At 64.4% G+C, this 20,130-nt stretch carries 17 protein-coding genes and 1 tRNA gene; 8 read left to right on the top strand and 10 right to left on the bottom strand.

The features are described 5' to 3' along the window. Positions 1–12: 12 nt before the first annotated feature. The 4 genes from JAB1_RS21310 (at position 13) to JAB1_RS21295 (ending at position 4,722) form a co-directional block, all read left to right on the top strand. Positions 13–1,221 (top strand): MFS transporter, encoded by a 1,209-nt coding sequence (locus JAB1_RS21310; protein WP_070281664.1) that lies wholly within the window; start codon positions 13–15, stop codon positions 1,219–1,221. A gap of 44 nt (positions 1,222–1,265) precedes the next feature. Continuing rightward, positions 1,266–1,859, top strand: a complete 594-nt coding sequence (locus JAB1_RS21305) for an SMI1/KNR4 family protein (protein WP_070281663.1) — start codon at positions 1,266–1,268, stop codon at positions 1,857–1,859. Further along, complete coding sequence (locus JAB1_RS21300) at positions 1,852–2,211, top strand: hypothetical protein (RefSeq protein WP_217494309.1); 360 nt, start codon at positions 1,852–1,854, stop codon at positions 2,209–2,211. The genes JAB1_RS21305 and JAB1_RS21300 overlap by 8 nt, the downstream gene beginning before the upstream one ends. 192 nt (positions 2,212–2,403) lie before the next feature. Beyond that, entirely contained in the window at positions 2,404–4,722 is a 2,319-nt protein-coding gene (locus JAB1_RS21295; protein WP_034780543.1) for an NADP-dependent malic enzyme, read from the top strand. 53 nt (positions 4,723–4,775) lie between these two features. Here JAB1_RS21295 and JAB1_RS21290 read toward each other — a convergent pair whose 3' ends face one another. The 4 genes from JAB1_RS21290 to JAB1_RS21275 all read right to left on the bottom strand — a co-directional run bounded on the left by JAB1_RS21290 (position 4,776) and on the right by JAB1_RS21275 (position 11,227). Further along, positions 4,776–5,645 (bottom strand): hypothetical protein, encoded by an 870-nt coding sequence (locus JAB1_RS21290; protein WP_139144108.1) that lies wholly within the window; start codon positions 5,643–5,645, stop codon positions 4,776–4,778. Positions 5,646–5,714: 69 nt separating this feature from the next. Then, positions 5,715–6,551 (bottom strand): universal stress protein, encoded by an 837-nt coding sequence (locus JAB1_RS21285; RefSeq protein ID WP_034780539.1) that lies wholly within the window; start codon positions 6,549–6,551, stop codon positions 5,715–5,717. A 312-nt stretch (positions 6,552–6,863) separates the two neighbouring features. Next, positions 6,864–7,877 carry an HD domain-containing phosphohydrolase gene (locus JAB1_RS21280; protein ID WP_070281662.1) on the bottom strand — a complete coding sequence of 338 codons (1,014 nt, stop codon included), beginning with the start codon at positions 7,875–7,877 and terminating at the stop codon, positions 6,864–6,866. After that, positions 7,874–11,227: an MHYT domain-containing protein gene (locus JAB1_RS21275; protein ID WP_070281661.1), complete on the bottom strand. Its 3,354-nt coding sequence runs from the start codon at positions 11,225–11,227 to the stop codon at positions 7,874–7,876. Before JAB1_RS21275 ends, JAB1_RS21280 begins: the two co-directional genes overlap by 4 nt. Positions 11,228–11,517: 290 nt before the next feature. Here JAB1_RS21275 and JAB1_RS21270 point away from each other — a divergent pair, with 290 nt between their 5' ends. Continuing rightward, a complete protein-coding gene (locus JAB1_RS21270) occupies positions 11,518–12,324 on the top strand; it encodes a class I SAM-dependent methyltransferase (RefSeq protein WP_092607514.1) in 807 nt (268 codons plus the stop codon). A gap of 3 nt (positions 12,325–12,327) precedes the next feature. Here JAB1_RS21270 and JAB1_RS21265 read toward each other — a convergent pair whose 3' ends face one another. The 3 genes from JAB1_RS21265 to JAB1_RS21255 form a co-directional block, all read right to left on the bottom strand. Further along, positions 12,328–12,828, bottom strand: a complete 501-nt coding sequence (locus JAB1_RS21265) for a hypothetical protein (RefSeq protein ID WP_034780522.1) — start codon at positions 12,826–12,828, stop codon at positions 12,328–12,330. Positions 12,829–12,892: 64 nt separating this feature from the next. After that, on the bottom strand, positions 12,893–13,615 hold the full coding sequence (locus JAB1_RS21260; RefSeq protein WP_175445089.1) for a M56 family metallopeptidase: 723 nt from the start codon (positions 13,613–13,615) through the stop codon (positions 12,893–12,895). A gap of 31 nt (positions 13,616–13,646) precedes the next feature. Then, on the bottom strand, positions 13,647–14,063 hold the full coding sequence (locus tag JAB1_RS21255) for a GNAT family N-acetyltransferase (protein ID WP_070254836.1): 417 nt from the start codon (positions 14,061–14,063) through the stop codon (positions 13,647–13,649). A 147-nt stretch (positions 14,064–14,210) separates the two neighbouring features. Here JAB1_RS21255 and JAB1_RS21250 point away from each other — a divergent pair, with 147 nt between their 5' ends. From JAB1_RS21250 to JAB1_RS21240, 3 genes are all read left to right on the top strand, one after another. After that, on the top strand, positions 14,211–14,603 hold the full coding sequence (locus tag JAB1_RS21250) for an Imm10 family immunity protein (protein ID WP_052140012.1): 393 nt from the start codon (positions 14,211–14,213) through the stop codon (positions 14,601–14,603). Between the two features lie 68 nt (positions 14,604–14,671). Then, on the top strand, positions 14,672–15,250 hold the full coding sequence (locus tag JAB1_RS21245) for an NnrU family protein (protein ID WP_070281658.1): 579 nt from the start codon (positions 14,672–14,674) through the stop codon (positions 15,248–15,250). A 16-nt stretch (positions 15,251–15,266) separates the two neighbouring features. Beyond that, positions 15,267–15,842, top strand: a complete 576-nt coding sequence (locus JAB1_RS21240) for a GNAT family N-acetyltransferase (RefSeq protein ID WP_070281657.1) — start codon at positions 15,267–15,269, stop codon at positions 15,840–15,842. 63 nt (positions 15,843–15,905) lie between these two features. Here the strand turns inward: JAB1_RS21240 and JAB1_RS21235 are convergent. The 3 genes from JAB1_RS21235 to JAB1_RS21225 form a co-directional block, all read right to left on the bottom strand. Continuing rightward, positions 15,906–15,992, bottom strand: a tRNA-Leu gene (locus JAB1_RS21235). 154 nt (positions 15,993–16,146) lie between these two features. Beyond that, positions 16,147–17,463 carry a hypothetical protein gene (locus JAB1_RS21230; RefSeq protein ID WP_034780514.1) on the bottom strand — a complete coding sequence of 439 codons (1,317 nt, stop codon included), beginning with the start codon at positions 17,461–17,463 and terminating at the stop codon, positions 16,147–16,149. A gap of 273 nt (positions 17,464–17,736) precedes the next feature. Further along, the gene (locus JAB1_RS21225) at positions 17,737–20,100 is read right to left on the bottom strand and encodes a DNA polymerase II (RefSeq protein ID WP_070281656.1); all 2,364 of its coding nucleotides are present in this window, start codon (positions 20,098–20,100) and stop codon (positions 17,737–17,739) included. Positions 20,101–20,130 lie beyond the last annotated feature (30 nt).

Genomic DNA, 20,130 nt, shown 5'->3' with positions numbered 1-20,130 from the left:
AAGGACTATCCCATGCCCTCCGCACGACCTGCCGCTCCCCTTTCTTCTTCAATGTCTTCGGCCCTGCTGGTGGCCGCCATCATCTTGCTGGGTCTGAATCTGCGGCCCATCCTGGCGGCCATCGGCCCCTTGCTTGACAGTATCCAGGCCAGCACGGGCATCAGCAATGCCGACGCGGGCTTGCTGACCACCGTGCCCGTGTTCGCCATGGGCGTGTGCGCGCTGGCGGGCGCGCAGCTGCAGCGCCGGCTGGGCGTGGCGCTCGGCATCAGTCTCGGCATCGCCATCATCGCTGCCGCCTGCGCGCTGCGCTGGCCCTTGCATGGCAGCGGCGGCCTGATCGCCACGGCGGCCCTGGGCGGCCTGGGCATCGCGCTGGTGCAGGCGCTGCTGCCAGCCTTCATCAAGCGCCATTTCCCCGAGCGGGCAGGCCAGCTGATGGGCTTTTATACGACGGGCATCATGGGCGGCGCGGCCATTGCCGCCGCGTCCGCTTCACCGTTGGCGCAAAGCTGGGGCTGGAGTGCGCTGCTGGCCCTGTGGGCGCTGCCTGCCGTGGCCGCCGCGCTGCTGTGGCGCCGCGCATCGGCCGCGCGCGTGGAGGTGTCCGGCGGCGCGGGCGCCAGCCTGCCCGTGGGCAGTGGCCGTGCCTGGCTGCTGATGGTGTTCTTTGGCATCGGCACGGGTGCGTACACCCTGGTGCTGGCCTGGCTGCCGCCGTTTTATACGGAACTGGGCTGGAGCGCGGCTGACAGCGGCTTGCTGCTCGGCGGCCTGACCCTGGTGGAAGTGCTGGCGGGGCTGGTGATTTCCAGCATCATCCACCGCTTCCCGGACCGCCGCATCCTGTTGCTGGCCGTATTGTTGTCAGTGCTGGCCGGCCTGGCTTGCCTGATCGTGGCGCCCGCGCAACTGGCGCTGCCCGCCGTGATATTACTGGGCTGCGGCATCGGTTCCCTGTTTCCCCTGTCGCTGATCGTCAGCATGGACCACGTGCGTGACCCGGCCGGCGCTGGCGCGTTGCTGGGCTTTGTGCAGGGCGGCGGCTACATCATCGCCAGCAGCATGCCGTTCATCGCCGGCCTGATCCGCCAGCACTCGTCCAGCCTGGCCCAGGCGTGGATGGTGATGGCCGGCGGCGTCGTGCTCCTGCTGCTGATCGCGGTGCGCTTCGCGCCGGGCGGGACACTGGTCCAGCCGTGCGCCGGCCGCGTATCCTGAGCTGCTATATTGCGCCCACCCGTCAAATCAGGAACCAGCCACGTATGGATATCGTCGACCGCTACCTCGAAGGCGTGCTCAATGCATTGCCACCAGAACCGTTCGTGGACCTGGCGATGGCCAGCGGCGCCAGCGCGGCACAACTGGCCAGCTTGCGCCAGACGTATCCGCTGTGCCCGGACAGCCTGCTGCGCTTGCTGGGCACGTACAACGGCACCTATTATCAGGAGTATGCCGGCGGCACGGTGCTGGTGTACATGCTGGGCTCGGACGTGTTCGAGTATCCGTATTACCTGAGTTCCGTCGAACAGATCCTGCAGGACGGGCTAGCGAACCAGCGCAGCATCGCCGATATCTATGGCCATTACCTGGAACAGGATCCCGGCATCGTCGACGTCCGCATCGACGCCGGCATCAAGCAGGGCCAGCGCCTGTGTTTTTCGCATTGCATGAACAATGGCGGTTCTTCGCGGCTGTATGTCGATTTCACGCCCACGGCGTCCGGCAAGGTTGGACAGATCGTGCGCTTCCTGCACGACCCCGACAACTACAAGGTCATCGCCGACAGCTTCGACACTTATCTGCAAATGCTGATCGATGACGACTATGCATTCCTGATCGAAGAAAATTTTGAATAGTCCAGCCACGCCGCCCTCCCTGCTGCCCGCCAACCGCCGCATCGTGCTGTCCGGCGAGGATGCGCTGCGCATCCTGCGCGAGATCGAATTCCTGCTGCAGTCGCTGCATCACATCGGCCGCCATTATTATCCCGACGGCGACGATGATGGCGCCGATGCCCAGCGCCGCGCGCAGTATTGCGCGGAGACGACGCGTTTCATCGACGCGCAGCAGGCGACGACGCGCCTGGCGCTGATGCGCAGCATTTTGTCCGCGCCGTTCGACAGCAGCCTGGGCGCGGATGACATGGGCGATATCGAGCGCGCCGTCGCCGCGCTGCCGCTGTGGCGCGCCGCCGATGTTCCATCGTAAAAACTAATTGAAATCTAAAGTTTGATAGTTTTTCCTGTTCAGGACGTTTGTGCCGCCGGACGGCCTTACAATGCTAGGTTATGCGTTTTCGTGATATCAGACTGTGGCTAGCGGAAAATACCTAGCTAATTGAAAGAATCGGTCTGATAAAATCCGGAACACCCGATCGACCAAACAGGAAGGCAGCACAGCATGGATTCGTCATCTGATAAAAAAGAAGAATTGCGTCAACAATTGCGCTTGGCCGCACTCGAGTATCACGAGTGCCCGCGCCCCGGCAAAATCAGCGTGACGCCCACCAAACAACTGACCAATCAGCGCGACCTGGCACTGGCCTACTCGCCAGGCGTGGCGGCACCGTGCGAAGAAATCGTCATCGATCCGGCGAATGCCTATAAATATACGGCGCGCGGCAACCTGGTGGCCGTCATCACCAACGGCACGGCCGTGCTGGGACTGGGCAATATCGGCCCGCTGGCCGCCAAGCCGGTGATGGAAGGCAAGGGCGTGCTGTTCAAGAAATTCGCCGGCATCGACGTCTTCGACATCGAAATCAACGAGATGGACCCGGACAAGCTGGTCGACATCATCGCTTCGCTGGAACCGACCTTCGGCGGCGTGAACCTGGAAGACATCAAGGCCCCCGAGTGCTTCTACATCGAACGCCAGCTGCGCGACCGCATGAAGATTCCCGTCTTCCATGACGATCAGCACGGCACGGCCATCATCGTCGGCGCGGCCATCCTGAACGGCTTGAAAGCCGTCGGCAAGAAAATCGAAGATTGCAAGCTGGTCGTGTCGGGCGCTGGCGCCGCGGCGCTGGCCTGCCTGGACCTGATCGTCGATCTGGGCTTCCCGCTGAAAAATATCTACGTCACCGACCTGGCCGGCGTCGTCTACAAGGGCCGCACGGAACTGATGGACCCGGACAAGGAACGCTTCGCGCAAGATACGCCGCTGCGCACCCTGGGCGAGATCATCCCGGATGCCGACATTTTCCTCGGCGTCTCCGCCGGCGGCGTGCTGAAACAGGACATGGTGCGCAAGATGGCGCCGAATCCATTGATCCTGGCGCTGGCCAACCCGAACCCGGAAATCCTGCCGGAAGAAGTCAAGGCCGTGCGCAGCGACGCCATCATCGCCACGGGCCGTTCGGACTATCCTAACCAGGTCAACAACGTGCTGTGCTTCCCGTACATCTTCCGCGGCGCCCTCGATTGCGGCGCGACGACGATCACGCGCGAAATGGAAATCGCCGTCGTGCACGCGATCGCCGACCTGGCGCATGCCGAGCAGTCGGACATCGTCGCTACCACCTACGGCATCAGCAACCTGTCGTTCGGTCCTGAATACCTGATCCCGATGCCGTTCGATCCGCGTTTGCTGATCAAGATCGCGCCAGCGGTCGCCAAGGCGGCCGAGGATTCCGGCGTCGCCACGCGTCCGATCAAGGACTTGCAAGCGTACGCGGACAGCCTGCAGCAATTCGTCTACCGCAGCGGCACCTTCATGAAGCCGCTGTTCCTGATGGCCAAATCCACGCCGGCCGAACTCAAACGCATCGTCTACGCCGAAGGCGAAGAAGAGCGCGTGCTGCGCGCCGTGCAAGTGGTGGTCGATGAAAAACTGGCGCGTCCTATCCTGGTCGGCCGTCCGCCCGTGCTCGAAGCGCGCATCCAGAAGTTTGGCCTGCGCCTGAAGCAGGGCGTCGACTTCGACGTCATCAACCCGGACTTCGACGAGCGCTATCGCGATTACTGGAACACGTATTACGCGATGACGAGCCGCAAGGGCGTCACCGAGGAATACGCGAAGCTGGAAATGCGCCGCCGCCACACCCTGATCGGTTCGATGATGATCCACAAGGGCGACGCCGACGGCATGATCTGCGGCACCTTCGGCACCACCCAGCTGCATCTGAAATACATCGACCAGGTGCTGGGCAAGCGCGCCGGCAGCAACGTGTATGCCGCCATGAACGTCTTGATCATGCCGGAACGCCAGTTGGTGATGGTCGACACGCACGTCAATGAAAACCCGGACGCCGAGCAGCTGGCCGAGATCACCATCATGGCCGCCGAAGAGATGACCCGTTTCGGTCTGTCGCCGCGCGCGGCCCTGCTGTCGCACTCGAACTTCGGTTCCAGCGACAGCGCTTCGGCGCAAAAGATGCGCGCCGCCCTGGCCATCATCAAGGAGCGCGCGCCGGACCTGGAAATCGACGGCGAAATGCACGGCGATACGGCCCTGGACAGCAAGCTGCGTCAAAAAATCATGCCCAATTCGGCACTGAAGAACGACGCCAACCTGCTCGTCATGCCGAACATCGAATCGGCCAACATCGCCTACAACCTGGTGAAGACGGCGGCCGGCAACGGCATCGCCGTCGGTCCGATCCTGCTCGGTTGCGCCAAGCCCGTGCACATCCTGACGCCATCGGCCACCGTGCGCCGTATCGTCAACATGACGGCGCTGTGCGTCGTTGACGCGGTAGCGCAACGCAAAGCCTAAGCTTTTAGCTGCCGCCTGAAAGCCGCGCCATCCGCAAGGAGGCGCGGCTTTTTTTACATGGGCGGCACGGGCAGGGCGGCGGCGGGCGGATGGCGGCGCAGGTAGTAATGGCGGTACAGCATGATCTCGCCCCATACCAGCAGCAGCGCCGCCAGCGCGAACAGGCCCAGCGTGATCTTGAGCGAATTGAAATAGGCGCCGGCTTGCCGTTTGATGGCGTCGATGAAAATCATCGGCACTGACTTGTCGAGTTTGCTGAAGTCGGCATGGCGCGCCACATCGGTGGTCAGGCGCACGGCCAGATCGGTGCCCAGCGCGGCCAGTTCGCCCGTCGCCTGGCCACGGAAGTTGGCGCCCTTGAGCGCTTCGCCGAGCAGGCCGACCCTGGCGATCAGCTGTTCCTGCAGCACCTGCGTCAGCAGCACGCTGCCGCGGCGCAGAATGAATTCATTGATCCAGCGCGCCTTGCTGCGTTCCCAGTAGCTGCTGGACGTGGGCTGGTAATACATGCCTTGCACGAATGGTTCGAGCAGGCTGCGCACGCTGATGGGCTGGCCCGGGGCGATCAGCTTGACCTGCTGTTCCAGGTAGACGCGCAGCGCCGGCATCTGTGCTTCGACCACGGGCTGCAAGTCGCGCTCGAGGGCCTGGTTGACCACGCGGTGCACGCTGTGCACGGCGCCAAAGCCGGCACCGAGGAGCGGCAGCGCGAGCAGGATCAGCACATAGCTGAGCTTGGCGGCCACATGCCAGGCGCGGGGACGGCGCACCAGCAGGCATTTTCTGGCCAGCTGGTAGCAGATGCCGAGCGCCAGCACGAAGCCGGCCGCGCTGCACAGCAGCATCCACGGCAGGGCGGTCCACAGCAGTTCGCCGCCGAATGGCGCCAGGCTATTGCCCCAATTGACGAGTTGTTGGTTCATGTACATTGCTTTGATATGGATAAACAGGCAAGTATACCCATCGTGCAACGACATGGAGCGCGCTTGGTTTCAGTGCGCCATCAGCACCGGCAAGGTCATCTGGCGCAAGATCGTTTCCGTCACGCCGCCGAGTAAAATTTCGCGGAAGCGCGCGTGGCCGTAGCCGCCCATCACCAGCAGGTCCGCATGCACTTCGGCGGCCATGGCCAGCAGCGCCGCGCCGATGTCGCCCGTGGCGATGGCCGGACGCACTTCGACGGGCACGCCATGGCGGCTCAGGTAGGCGGCGATGTCGGCGCCCGGATGGCGGGCCGGCTGTGCATGGCCGGCCGGCGGGTGCAGCAGGGCCAGCACCACCAGGCGCGCCGCGCGCAAGAGGGGCAGGGCGTGGCCGATGGCGCGCGTGGCTTCCATGCTGCCATCCCAGGCCACCACGACGGTGTTGTCGATCTGCGTGAACTTGCCGCTGCGCGGCACGATCAGTACGGGACGGGCCGCGTTCAGCATCACGTAGGGCACCAGGTCGCTCATGGCGCCGGGCAGCGCTTCGCTGTCGTCGTGCTGGCTCAGCACCGTCAAGTCGCTGTAGCGGGCGCTGACGGCCATGCCGCCATCCTCATCGTCTTCGATCAGGCGCCGTTCCAGCGAGACGGTGCCGGCCTGGCGCGCCAGCGTTTCAAACTGGTCGAGGGCCTGTTCCGCCTGCCCATGCAGGGCGTTGATCTGCGCCGCCACGGCGCTGCCGCGCATGCCGCGGTTGTTTTCCACGTAAAAGCGCGACAGGCCCGTCATGGCGGCGCCGATCAGGTGCGCCTGGTGCGCGTGCGCCAGCCGTGCCGCGATGGCGATGCGCTGCGGCGCATGGCGCGACAGGTCGGCGTGGACGAGGATGGATTTATAGGCCATGTTGTCATTCGCTAGTCAGGATGGCAACAAGGCTAGAACGGCAACACGGGCAAGTCCAGCATTGCCTTGCCGGCGGGCGGTTTTCTTATGCTGGGCTTGATGTGGGTCAAAAAAACACGGGCCATGGCCATCCGCAAGTCCACAGCCAGGAAATGCTGATCCATTTGATGTGCATCAAAATGTTTGGCCCGTCGCCAGCCATAATGACATTGAACTCCTTGCCTTTCCAGTGGTCTGCATCGGCGCCGGCGCCATCTGTCCGGCACTTCCCTGTGTGACGCAACAACGCTGGGCGTGGCGGGAGTTCATTCTTCAAGCGGGCGTGTGGTGTTCCTCTTTCTCCGCCCAGCGCAGCCGGATGGCGTCGATGGCGGGCAGTTCCTGCACAAACAGCCCGACCAGCCGCGCATCGAAATGGCTGCCTTGTTGCGCTTGCAGATAGCCCACGGCGTCCAGTACCGACCACGCGCGCTTGTACGGGCGCACCGAGGTCAGCGCGTCGAAGACGTCGGCCACGGCGACGATGCGCCCCGCCAGGGGAATCGCTTCGCCCGCCAAGCCGTTCGGGTAGCCGCTGCCATCCCATTTTTCATGGTGCGACAGGGCGATCTGGCGCGCCAGCGCCAGCATGCCGCCTTCGGCATGTTCGCCGATGATGTCGCCGCCGATGCGCGCGTGCGTCTGCATGATGGCCCATTCATCCGCGTCGAGCTTGCCCGGCTTTTGCAGGATGCGGTCGGGTATGCCGATCTTGCCCACGTCGTGCATGGGCGCCGCGTGCAGCAGGTCGTCAGCGGCGGTCTCGTCCATGCCGGCGGCCACGCCCAGCAGGCGCGCGTAATGGCTCATGCGGATCACGTGCAGGCCCGTTTCATTGTCCTTGTATTCGGCCGCGAGGCCCAGGCGCTGGACGATCTGCAGCCGCGTTTCCTTCAGCTCGTCGATGCGCACCAGCGACAGGTGCGTGCGCACGCGGGCGCGCACGATGGCGGGACTGAGCGGCTTGGTGATGTAATCGACGGCGCCCGCTTCAAAACCACTGAGTTCGTCGCGCATGTCGTTCAGGGCCGTGACGAAAATGACGGGAATGGCGGCCGTCAGTGGCGCGGCTTTCAGCTGGCGGCAGGCGTCGTGGCCGCTCATGCCCGGCATCATCACGTCGAGCAGGATCAGGGCCGGGCGTTCCTGCTGCGCCAATTCCAGTGCCCGCGCGCCATCCTTGGCGAATAGCAGCGCGTAGTCGTTCTGCAATATCTGGCGCAGCAATTGCAAATTGGCCGCCTCATCGTCGACGACGAGAATCACGGGCCTGGCTGGTGCATTCATGGGGACTCCGGTGCGAAGGCGTGCAGCAAGTCGTGCAAGAGCGACTGCGCGAGGGGGAAATCGAAATCGTCGATGGCATGCCGCAGCGGCGCCAGCGCGTCCGCTTGCGCGCCCATGGCGTGCTGCAACTGTGCTTGCGCCGCGTCATCGAGTTCGCCGCGCCGCAAGGCGTGCAGCAGGGAGCTGGCCGCTTGCCGGGCGGCGGGCGCGTCGAAGGCAGCCGCCGTTGCCGCCGGCAATGCAGTCGGCGCCAGCCGGGCGATGGCGGCCACGGCCGCCGGCCATTGCGTCAGCAGCTTGCCCAGCATCTCGTCGAGCTGCTGGGCCGTGGCGGAGCCGGGGCTGGCGCAGCACTGCTCCAGCGCCGCCAGGCTGGCGGCCAGCTGTTCCAGGCCGAGATTGGCTGCCACGCCGCGCAGCTGGTGACTCTGCGGCAAGAGCGCCGCGTGATCGCGCGCCTCGATGGCGGCCAGCAGGGCAGGCGGCAAGCGGGGATGCTCGCGTGCGAAACGGGCCAGCGCCGCGTGGTAGGCACTGTCGTTGCCGGCCCAGCGCTGCAGGGCGCCCGTATGGTGCAGCACCCGTCCGCCAGCGGGCGCCGCCGGTTCGCCGCCATCGTCGCCCGCTTCTGCCGCCAGGCCCAGCACGCGGGCGATTTCCTGCGACAGCGCCTGCCAATCGACAGGCTTGGTGGCGAAACCGTCCATGCCGGCCGCCCGCGCCGCCTTGCGGTGCGCATCGAGCACGCTGGCCGTCATGGCGATCACGGGCACGCGCGGGCGGCCATCGCGCAGGGCGGCGGCACGGATGGCTTGTGTGGCGGCCAGGCCATCCATGCGCGGCATCTGCAAGTCCAGCAGCAGAATGTCGAAGTCGTCCTGCTGCGCCAGCTGCAAGGCTTGCGCGCCATCGCCGGCCGTCACCACCGTATGGCCGCGCTTGCCCAATAGTAAGCTCAGCAGTTCCAGGTTTTGCGGCACGTCGTCGGCGGCCAGCACGCGCAGGGGCGGCAGGCGCACGCTGCGGCGTTCGCTGGCGGGCAGCGCCGCCTGGCGTGCCGGCAGCAAGGGCAGCATGACGTGGAACACGCTGCCGTGCGGCAAGGCGGCATCGGCCCAGATGCGCCCCTGCATCAGGGTCACCAGTTGCCGGCTGATGGTGGTGCCCAGGCCCGTGCCGCCAAAGCGCCGCGTGGTCGAGGCGTCCGCTTGCACGAACGGTTCAAAGATGGCGTCGCGCCGTTCCGCGGGGATGCCGATGCCGCTGTCCTGCACCAGCAGGTGCAGCTGGCCATCCTCGAAGCGGGCCGCCAGGCTGACGGCGCCGCCGGGCGTGAACTTGATGGCGTTGTCGAGCAGGTTGCCCAGCACTTGCCGCATGCGTAATTCGTCGCCATGCAGCACGGCCGGCAGTTGCGGGTCGTACTGCACCTCCATGCGCAAGCCCTTGGCGCGTGCATGGATGCCATACGAGGATGCCAGTTCATCGACCAGCGCCAGCAGGCTGTAGTCGCGCAATTCCAGCGCCATGGCACCCTTGTCCAGCTTGGCCGTATCGAGCACTTCGTTGAGCAGGCGCAATAGTGAGCGGCCGGACTGGCGCACGGTATCGAGGTGGCGCCGCTGCTCGGGTGCCAGTGGCGAGTCCAGCAGCACATCCGTGAAACCGAGGATGGAATTCATCGGCGTGCGGATTTCATGGCTCATGTTGGCGACAAAGCTGGCCCGCGTGGCGGCCGCCAGCTCCGCTTTTTCCTTGGCCATGCGCAAGTCTTCCTCCATTTGCCGCCGTTCGCTGATGTCGAGGATGACGCCGTCGACCCAGCGCACGGCGCCTGCCGCATCGTGCACCACGGTGCCCCGCTCCCACAGCCAGCGCGCCGTGCCGTCGGCATGCAGCAGCCGGTATTCAAGCAGGTAGGGCTCGCCGCTGGCGACGCTGTGGTTGAAGACATCGATGACGTAGGCGCGCTCTTCGCTGGCGATCAGGCCCGTGATGGTGCGGCGCGGCACGGCGCCGAGAAAGTCTGCGGGCGGATAGCCGGTGACGGCTTCCACGCCCTCGCTGATGAACAGCATGGGCTGGTTTTCCGCCGTGGTGCAGCGAAAGGCGATGCCGGGAATATTGCCGATCAGCGAGCGCAACTGCTGCTCGCTTTCGCGCAGGGCAGCCAGCATGGCGCGCCGTTCGCTGATGTCCGTAATGAACAGCACATATAAATCCTGGTCGGCCAGGCGCGCGCTGGCCATCGAGCGCTGCACGGCCACGGGGGCGCCATCCTTGCGCAGGTAGACGATTTCCTCGCTGGCGTGGGACGCATCGCCTTCGCCCGTGCGCAGGTAGTACAGCAGGCCGTTCTGTTCCGACTGGCGCACGTCGCTGACCAGCACGCTGACGTGGCGGCCGACGATTTCCGCCGAGCGCCAGCCGAGGATGCGCTCGGCGGCGCCGTTGAAGTCGACGATGCTGCCGTGGCGGTCGATGGTGATGACGCCGTCGACCGTGCTCATCAGCAGCGAACGTGTCCAGTGTTCGCTCTGGTTCAGGTGGCGAAACAGTTCGCGGTAGCGCAAGATGCCCACGGCCGAGGCGACCAGGATCGTCAGGGCGATGGTCAGCAGGGTCACGCTGATCACCAGCATGGGCCGGTTGGCATCGGCATCATTGCCTGGGGGAATCGTTCCCACGAAGCGGGCCGCCTGCATGCCCATGTAATGCATCCCGGTAATCGCGCAACCCATGACGCAGGCGCTGATCAGCGTGCGCTGCGCTGCGGCTATGCGGCTGCTCCAGCCGCGCAAGCCGAAGCGTATCCACAGGGCCAGGGTGGCCAGCGCCACGGCAACGACGAGCGAGAGCGCGAACAGCAGTGGTTCGTAGCGCAGCGACAAGCCCATGCGCATGGCGTGCATGCCCGTGTAATGCATGGCGCCGATGCCCAGGCCCACCAGCAAGCCGCTGCGCAGCAGCAGCGGCGCCGTGACGGTGCGCCGGCTGATGGTGGCCAGGGCGACGAACGAGGCCGCCACGCTGGGCACGATGGACAGCAAGGTCAGGCCCGGATCGTAGGCGACGCTGGTGCCCAGCTCGAAGGCCAGCATGCCGATGAAATGCATGGCCCACACGCCGCAGCCCAGGGCCAGGCTGCCGGCCAGCAGGCACAGCAGGTGCAAGCGGCGGCTGATGCTCGCCTGCGCGCGGCTGTACGCCGTCATCTGGAAAGCCATCCACGACGTGAAAATGGCGATCACCAGCGACAGCAGCACCAGTCCCGGCGCATGCACGCCGTGATGCAGCTGGGCCGGATCGGCGGGAACGTGGAACAGGTGCTGGACGCTGGCAGGTATCATCGTAGGCAAACAGGTGACGCGTTTGGCGCTGGCGTGTGCGCCTGCCGCCACTGCGGGTGATCGATGCGGATTACCTTACCAGATTTCAGGAAACAAATATCTTAATTGTAATTATTTTCCCTGTCGTGCAAGCCGTGCCCATGCGCGAAAGTAGGCCGCCCACCTTGCCGTGCCCGTGGAATGGTGGTGCTGGCGAGGAAGTTGCGCACAGGAATTATGTGGTTTTTTTGCAAAGTGCGACGTCGTGCCTGGTGTCATGCTACATTCGCGTCCTGCTTTTTTCTGAAAGGATGACGATGCCTTTAGGTAACAACTTCTTGCGGCATAATCAGCAAGCCTGGGATGCCCAGGCTGCACAGAACAGTCCATGGTCGCAGCCCGTCGACAGCGCCACCATCGCGGCGGCACGCGCCGGGCAGTGGCAAATCCACCTGACGCCCGGACCTCTGCCGGCCGGCTGGCTGGACGCCGTGCAAGGCAAGCGCATCCTGTGCCTGGCCGGCGCCGGCGGGCAACAGGCGCCCGTGCTGGCGGCTGCCGGCGCGCAGGTGACCGTCTTCGACCTGTCTGAGCAGCAACTGGCGAAAGATCGCATGGTGGCCGAACGCGACGGCTTGCAGCTGGCCACCGTGCAGGGCGACATGCGCGACCTGGCCTGCTTTGCCGATGCCAGTTTCGATGTCATCGTCCATCCCGTGTCGAACCAGTACGTGCCGGACATTGCCCCCGTGTGGCGCGAATGCGCGCGCGTGCTGGCGGACGGCGGCGTGCTCTTGAGCAGCTTTTTCAACCCGGCCGTGTTCATCGGCGACCGTGACCCGCAATGGGCAAAACAGGGCTTGATACGGCCCCGTTTCGTGCTGCCGTATTCGGATGTGGAGGATATGCCACCGGACGCGCTGGCGGCGCGCATGGAGAGGGGCGAGGCACTGATCTTCGGCCATGGCCTGGATAGCCAGATCGGCGGCCAGCTGGCGGCGGGCTTCGTGCTGGCGGGATACCACGAGGAAATGCATCCCCACCCGCGCTTTGAAATTGAAAAGTATCTGCCCAGCTTTATCGCCACGCGCGCCGTCAGGCAGGCGCGCACGGCATAGGTGTTAGTTGTAGGGCTGCAAGTCCAGCCAGACGGCGTACGACAAGCGCTTGCCATTCCACAGTCCGCCGCCGCGGATGACGGCGTCGCACGAGGTCAGCTGGCCCACCAGGTCCATGCGGCCCAGGTTGCGGCGCAGGCGCAGCGCGTCGTTGTGCGACAGGTAGCCGACCAGCTGGCCATCGATGAAGACGGCGATGGCCTTGTCCTGGAACGGATTGGCATCGTCGCAGACGAGCAGGGCCAGGCATTTTTCTTCCGCATTGCCGGGACCATGCTCGCCGGCCAGTTTGGCGATGGCGGGCTGGTACATCGATTCGTTTTCCACTTCCGACGCAAAGCGCCCCTCATCGGTCCAGTGATGCGCGGGTGCGCCCGCAGGAATCGCCGGCACGTACTGGCGCACCGACATGAGCGGCTTGTGCAGCGGTTTGGCGGGCGTGCGACCGCTGAAGACGTAGTACAGCAGGGCGATGACGATCACGATGGCAAGCAGGTAAAGCATGGTATCTCTCTGATTTCTGATGGGGGAGCCGGGAGCGCGGGCGCATTGCGCGGCGTTGCCGCTACTATAGCAAGTTCGCCGCCCGGTTCCGGGTAAATCTGGCCATCAGATGGCGCCGCCTGCGCAGCGCTAGCGGGTCGTTCAGCACGATGGGCGAGGCGCCCGTCAGTCCCGAATAATACTGGCCGTGCCGGCGCAGGACGAAGGCATAGTCGCGCAGCGCGTGGCCGTGCGCCAGCATGCGCGCGTCGCAATCGACTTCGATGGCAAAGCGCAGCCGGTGCAGCTGCCACCACAGGGGCAGGTTCCATGGCATGAGCACGATCAAGGCGTATGTCATGGCCAGCAGCAGCGGGTCGCGCGCGGCCAGCCGGCATTGTGCGTGCGCCAGCAGCAGCGTCTGCTGTGGCGGCGGAATCAGTTGCAGCCAGACGGGCATCACGATGCGGGGCTGCAGCAGCCCCGCCACGCAGGGACCGATGCCGCCGCTCAGGAAGACGGGCGTGCCCAGCAAGGTGGCTTTTTGCCAGCGCCGCTGGTGCGACAGCAGCCAGACGCTGCGCAGCGCCAACAGCAGCAGCATGCCGCTCGATAGCATGAACCAGCCCAGTTTCAGCTGCGCCTGTTCCGCCGGCATGGCCGCCAGCACGCCGGGCAGCCACGCCAAGGGCAGGAGGACGGACGCGGCGATGGCCGCCAGCCACAGCCAGCGCGTCGTGCGGCCGCGCCGCTGCAGCGTGCGCTCGGCCTGCCAGGCCGCAGCGCTCAACAGCAGCGCGAATGCCATGCTGCATACGAGCCAGGCCGGCATCGGGCGCCTAGCGCTTCAGCGCCATGCCGACCGAGGCGGGCGCCGTGTGCTTGAAACCGAATTGCGCGTACAGGTCTTGCGCCTGGCCATCGGCGATCAGGCTGACATACGCGCTTTCCGGCACGTCGCTATCGATGAACTGGCGGATTTCACGCATGATCAGCTTGCCCAAGCCCTTGCCCTGGTGGGCCGGCAGCACGGCGATATCGACCACCTGGAAGAAGCAGCCGCCATCGCCGATGATGCGGCCCATGCCCACCACCTCGTCGCCCAGCAGCACTTGCACGGCAAACAGGGAATTCGGCAAGCCCCTGGCGGCCGCCTCCGTGGTTTTCGCGCTCAGGCCGGCGGCGACGCGCAGGTGCTGGTAGGTGGCGCTGGCGGGAATGGCCAGGCGGATGGTGTAGGGCGATGCTGCGGTCAAGGCGGTCTCCTGTAGAAATAGTTTGGAGCGGTAATTATAGGCGGCGATGGATTTTCGTGACGGCAGGCTTTTTTCGCCGCGCGCTATGTTGCCCATGCCGCTTTTGCGCTATGGTGGCGGCATCCCTTGAATTGTTGAAAGCACGCCATGTCCGCAGGATTTACCGCCACCGAGTTGTCCGTCATCAATGAAGACGACGCCCTGATCACCACCCTGGCCGCGCCAGCCGGCAAAGGCGAGCCCGTCTACCTGATGCTGCAGCGCGCCGACGAGTATGACGAGCAGGACGTGGCCATGGGCATGGACGAACCGTATATCGAATACTGCGGCCAGGAATTTGCCTGGTATGGCCACATGCACGCCGTGATCCTGCATCCGAACCGCCTGTCCGTGCAGATGGATGCCGAGGCAGCCATGCAGATGGATGACGATGGCCAGATCGACGTGCGTTTCAATTTGACGCCGGAGCGCTATGCCCAGCTGCAGCAGGCGCTGCGCACTACGTTCGAGGGTTGCGACTACTATCGCGAAGAACGTTGATCTGCGCGGAAGGCAGCGGCCATGGCGCCGCGTATGCTGGATAGAGGATATGGACTGGGGAGTGGACGATGACGGTGCTGATACTCGGTTTGTTGCTGTTCCTGGGCTTGCATTCGGTGCGCATCGTGGCCGATGACTGGCGCAGCGCCCAGCTGGCGCGCCTCGGCGAAAAGCGCTGGAAGGGGCTGTATTCCCTCGTGGCGTTCGCCGGGCTGGGCCTGATCATCTGGGGCTATGGCCTGGCGCGCCAGCAACCGCAGGTGCTGTGGACGCCGCCCATGGGCTTGCGCCACATCAGTGCCCTGCTGATGCTGTTCTCGCTGATTTTACTGGCGGCGGCCAATGTGCCGCGCAACCATATCAAGACCTGGGTGCACCACCCCATGCTGCTGGGCACGCAACTGTGGGCCGTCGCGCATCTGCTGGCCAACGGCAACGTGGCCGACGTGCTGCTGTTCGGCGGCTTCCTCGTCTGGTCGTCAGTCGATCTGTATGCCGCCGTGCAGCGCGACCGCGCGGCCGGGGTGGCCTATCAGGGCGGCACCATGGCAGGCACCCTGATCGCCACCGGCGCGGGTTGCGTGCTGTGGCTGCTGCTGGCGTTCTGGCTGCATGGCGTGCTGTTTGGCGTGCGGCCGTTTGGATAGCCGGAAGGAGCAAGCGATGGAGATCGCCCTGCGCGGCCAACTGGTCGAGCTGCTGCCGCTGCAACCGGAGCACGGGCCACAGCTGCTGCAGGCGGCCGCCGATGGCGAACTGTGGAACATGACCGTGACCGTGGTGCCCGGCCCCGCCACCATGGCCGCCTACATCGCCACGGCCCTGGAAGGGCGGCGCGCCGGCACGGTCATGCCCTTCGTCATCGTGCAAAAGTCCACGGGTGCCATCGTCGGCAGCACGCGCTTCTGGAAGATCGACCGTATCAACCGCAAGATGGAAATCGGCCACACCTGGCTGGCCGCCTCCGTGCAGCGTTCGGGCGTGAACACGGAAGCAAAATTGCTGCTGCTGACGCATGCCTTCGAAGCCATGCAGGCCGTGCGTGTGCAATTCACGACCGACGAACTGAACGCCAAATCGCGCGCCGCCATTGTGCGCCTGGGCGCGCTACAGGAAGGCATCGTGCGCCACGAGCGCATCATGCCGGACGGGCGCAAGCGCAACTCCGTGCGTTTCAGCATGATTGATACGGAGTGGGATGGAGTGAAGGCGGGGCTGGAGCGCAGGCTGGGGCGCTGACATAAAAAAACCCGCAGCATCTGGCGATGGGCAGGTTTGATCAGCTACAACTAAAGTGTTCTGTGGTGCCGGGAGCCGGAATCGAACCGGCACGCTGTTTCCAGCGCGGGATTTTGAGTCCCGTGCGTCTACCTATTCCGCCATCCCGGCAACGCGAGACGCATTATCACTGATTTATCGCGATACGGCAAGTTTTTCGCTTGGCATACGGTTTAGCCCATTAATCGGATGCTGGCTTTGCATGAAAAACGCCGTCCGGGGCGCGGGCCCGGGACGGCGTTGTCGGACAGCGGCTGGGCCGGTATCAGTTATGCACGGAGTTCAGCTGGCGCGCGATGATGTCGTGGTTGAGCCAGACGACGGGCGCTTGCGGTTCCGACATGGCGTGGAACATCAGCGGGCCCGTGCCTTCCAGGACCAGCGAGCTCAGGTGGTCGGTGATCAGTTCCTTGCGGTCCTTGTGCAGCTTGGTGATGTCGTCCGAGGTGCCGATCATGACGTCGGCCAGCTCTGGCGTGTTGTCCATCGGCCAGGCAGCGAAGTTGCGGAACTGCACGCTGGTGGCGTCGCCATTGTAGGCGGCGATACGGTCGAGCAAGTCTTGCAGCGAGACGCCGTCTTCCAGCAAGCCCTGGCAGATTTTCCACTGCTCTTCGGCCCAGGCTGCGCCGCCTTCTTTTTTCAGCGCGTCGAGCAGGGGGAACAGGGACAGTTCCACGCCGACGAAAATATCGGACGAGTTCGTGCGGATTTCCGGGCAGTTGAAGACGGTGGCCTTGATGCCTTTGTCCCACGCGGCCTTGGCCACGTTTTCCAGGCGCATCTTGGCCAGGCCCTGGGTGTAGTTGCTGTAGGTTTGCCACTGGTACTTGCCGTCGATCAAGATCTCCGTGCCGTGGTAGCCGTAGGCGCTGTAGCGCACCTGGCCGCCCGTTTGCTCGATGCGGGCGCGGATGGCGGCGCTGCCGTCGATCAGGTGCTGCAGGGTGTTGGCCGTGACTTCGTCGAAGTTCATCAGGATCAATTTACCCAGGTCGCTGTCGAGCAGGGCGCGCGAGGACATGAAGCGCTCGCCGCGGCCTTTGTAGATGCGGTTGGCAATCGCCAGGAAGACTTTGACTTTCGGAATGCCGCCAGCCATGGTGTGGGCGAAATACACATTGCTGCCGTCAGGAATCAGGCTGTCCAGCTCGGCCATGGCTTTCGCCACGGAAGCGCTGAAGCGGGCGATGCCGGCTTCGCGGCAGCGTTCGATCTGCGCCCAGTCCAGCTTGTCTTCTTGCCAGCTTTTCAGGGTCATGTCGGCCAGCAGGGCTGTCGGGGTCGGCTCGCCCGCTGGCGCGTCGAGGTCGAAACCGGCCATCAGCGGCACATTGATGATGCGGCCGCCCAGATTGGCTTCGGCTTCCGCCAGCTCTTCCGCGTTCAACGGACGCAGCGCCATGTTTTCATCGCGGCGGCCGACCGTCATGCCGACGATATTCATGCCCGCCTTGCGCGCTTCGTCCAGCAAGCCATTTACATAGCCGCGGCCGAACAGCTCGCCGAACAGCACAAAGGTGTCGCCCTTGCGGAAGATATTTTTTTGCGGGATGTCTCTTAAGGACGTGATCTCGGTCATGGTATCAATTCATTCAAAAATTAGCCGGCGGACGATGGGCAGTCCGGCGTACTGGTTCAACATAGTGATAAATTATGCGCCCTTTCAGTGGCGACAATCTTCTTGCGAACGATTCTCGTCTGGAGCGGCATCTTCTTCTTGGGTACAGCTCTTATTCTTTCGCCATGGCGTATTTTACGCTGCCGCGGCGCACAGCGCCTGCAAACAGGGGCAGATAAGCCCGGCAGGCGCCGATATTACCTCAGCTTGGTCATGCCGGTCAGTAAAATTGATTTAAAACAAATCCTGCTGGCCCGATACAAGGCGCGAAAAATCGTCGCCCAGGAAGGGCAGGATCGCGTCGGCCACCGGCTGCAGCTGGCGCGTCAGGTAATGGTGGTAATCGATGGGCGAGCGCTGCGTTTCCAGCGGTTCCGGGCCGGCCACCGTGATGACATAGCTGATCCAGCCGCCGTTCTGATATTGCAGCGGCCGGCCCTGCGCCAGGTTGTAGGCGTCGGCCGTGCGTGCCGCGCGCACATGGGGCGGCACGTTGCGCTGGTAGTCGTCGAGCGGGCGGCGCAGACGCTTGCGGTAGACCAATAGAGCGTCGAATTCGCCGCGCACGGTGCGCGCCACGTAGTCGCGCACATAGTCCTGGTAGGCGGCGCGCTGGAAGATGCGCAGGTACAAGGCTTGCTGGAATTGCTGCGCCAGCGGCGTCCAGTCGCTGCGCACGGTTTCCAGGCCCTTGTAGACCATCTGTTCGCTGCCGTCGGGCTTGCCCACCAGGCCCGCATAGCGCTTCTTGCTACCTTCTTCCGAGCCCCTGATGGTGGGCATCAGGAAGCGCCGGTAATGCGTCTCGAATTCCAGTTCCAGCGCATTCTCCAGGCCGAACTCTGCGCGCAAGTGGGCATCCCACCACGTATTCACGTGCGCCACCAGGGCGCGGCCGATCTTGCCCGCTTCTTCATCCGTATGCGCCGTTTTCAGCCACACGAAGGTGGAATCCGTGTCGCCATAGATGACCTGATAACCCTGTTCCGTGATCAGCTCGCGCGTGCGGTGCATGATGTCGTGGCCGCGCAAGGTGATCGAGGAGGCCAGGCGCGGGTCGAAAAAGCGGCAGCCGCTCGAGCCCAATACGCCATAGAACGCGTTCATGATGATTTTTAATGCTTGCGATAATGGCGCGTTGCGCTCGCGCTTGGCCGTCTCGCGCCCTTGCCACACCTGTTGCACGATGGCGGGCAGGCAATGTTTGACCCTTGAAAACTGCGCGCCACGGTAGCCGGGCACGGTATCGGCCTCGTCGCCGCTGGTGCCCACCACCAGGCCCACGGGGTCGATCAGGAACGTGCGGATGATGGACGGGTACAGGCTTTTATAGTCGAGCACCAGCACGGAGTCGTACAGGCCTGATTGGGAATCCATGACGAAGCCGCCCGGACTGTTGTCGCCGGAGATATCGCCCAGGTTGGGCGCCACGTAACCTTGCCGGTGCATCAGCGGCAAGTACAGGTGTTCGAACGCGGCCACGGAGCCACCGCTGCGGTCGGCCGCCAGGCCCGTCACGCTGGCCCGTTCCAGCAGGAAGGTCAGCAGCTCGGTCTTGGCGAAGATGCGCGTGACCAGCTCGCAATCCTTGAGGTTGTAGCGGGCCAGCGCCGGTTTGTCTTCGCGGAAACGCCGGTCGATCTCGGCCATGCGCTGGTAGGGATTGTCGATGGACTTGCCTTCACCCAGCAGCGTCTGCGCCACGTTTTCCAGGCTGAACGAGGAAAAATTCCACGTCGCCGACTTCAGGGCTTCGATGCCGTCGATGATCAGCCGGCCCGCGGCGGCCGCAAAATAGTGCTCTTGCTTGCCGCCATGTTCGCGCCATTCCATCACGGCGCCGCCGCGTCCCAGTTTCAGGGGCACCTGATAGCGCTCGGCGTGCTGGCGCAGCACGCGCAAATCGAACTGCACCAGGTTCCAGCCGATGATGGCGTCCGGATCGTGGCGCTCCATCCATGTGTTCAGGCGCTCGAGTATCTGTGCGCGGCTGTCGCAGTATTCGAGGTCGAAGTCCATGGCGTCATCGCCGCCGTTTGGCGGCCCCAGCATGTACACCTGGCGCTGGCCGCAGCCTTCCAGGGCCAGCGAATACAGCTCGCCATGGGCCGTCGTCTCGATATCGAGCGACACCAGTTTTAATGCGGGGCGGTAGCCGGGCGCCGGTTTCAGCTGCACTTCCTGCAGTGTTTCTCCGCTGAACGTTACCGGCGCCGTGATGAAGCGTTCCATCAGATAGCGCTCGGGCGGGCGGATATCGGCTTCGTACACGTCGATGCCGTGCGCGCGCAGCTGCTTTTCCAGCTTCAGCAAATGCCGGTATTGCTTGCAGTACAGCCCCAGCACGGGACGGTGGTGGAAATCGCACAGCGACAGGGGACGCAGTTCCGCATGGCGCTCGCCACGCAACAGCTGTTGCGCCTGTTCCTGCTGCTCCATGGGAAGGAAGGCGACGGCCGTCTGCACGGGCAGGCGCACGTGGCGGGGCCCGGCATCTGTTGCCAGCCAGAAATCGACTTCCGTGCCGGCGCTGGTATCGCGCCAGTGGCGGGTCAGGATGAAGCCCTGTTCGGGCGGGTGCTGCGTATTGCCTGTCATGGTGCCGTGAGTGTCGGATGTGCTGGCCTG

The organism is Janthinobacterium sp. MP5059B (genome assembly GCF_001758645.1).
GTDB classification, from domain to species: domain Bacteria; phylum Pseudomonadota; class Gammaproteobacteria; order Burkholderiales; family Burkholderiaceae_D; genus Janthinobacterium; species Janthinobacterium lividum.
This window is presented reverse-complemented; position numbering and strand designations above follow the sequence as displayed.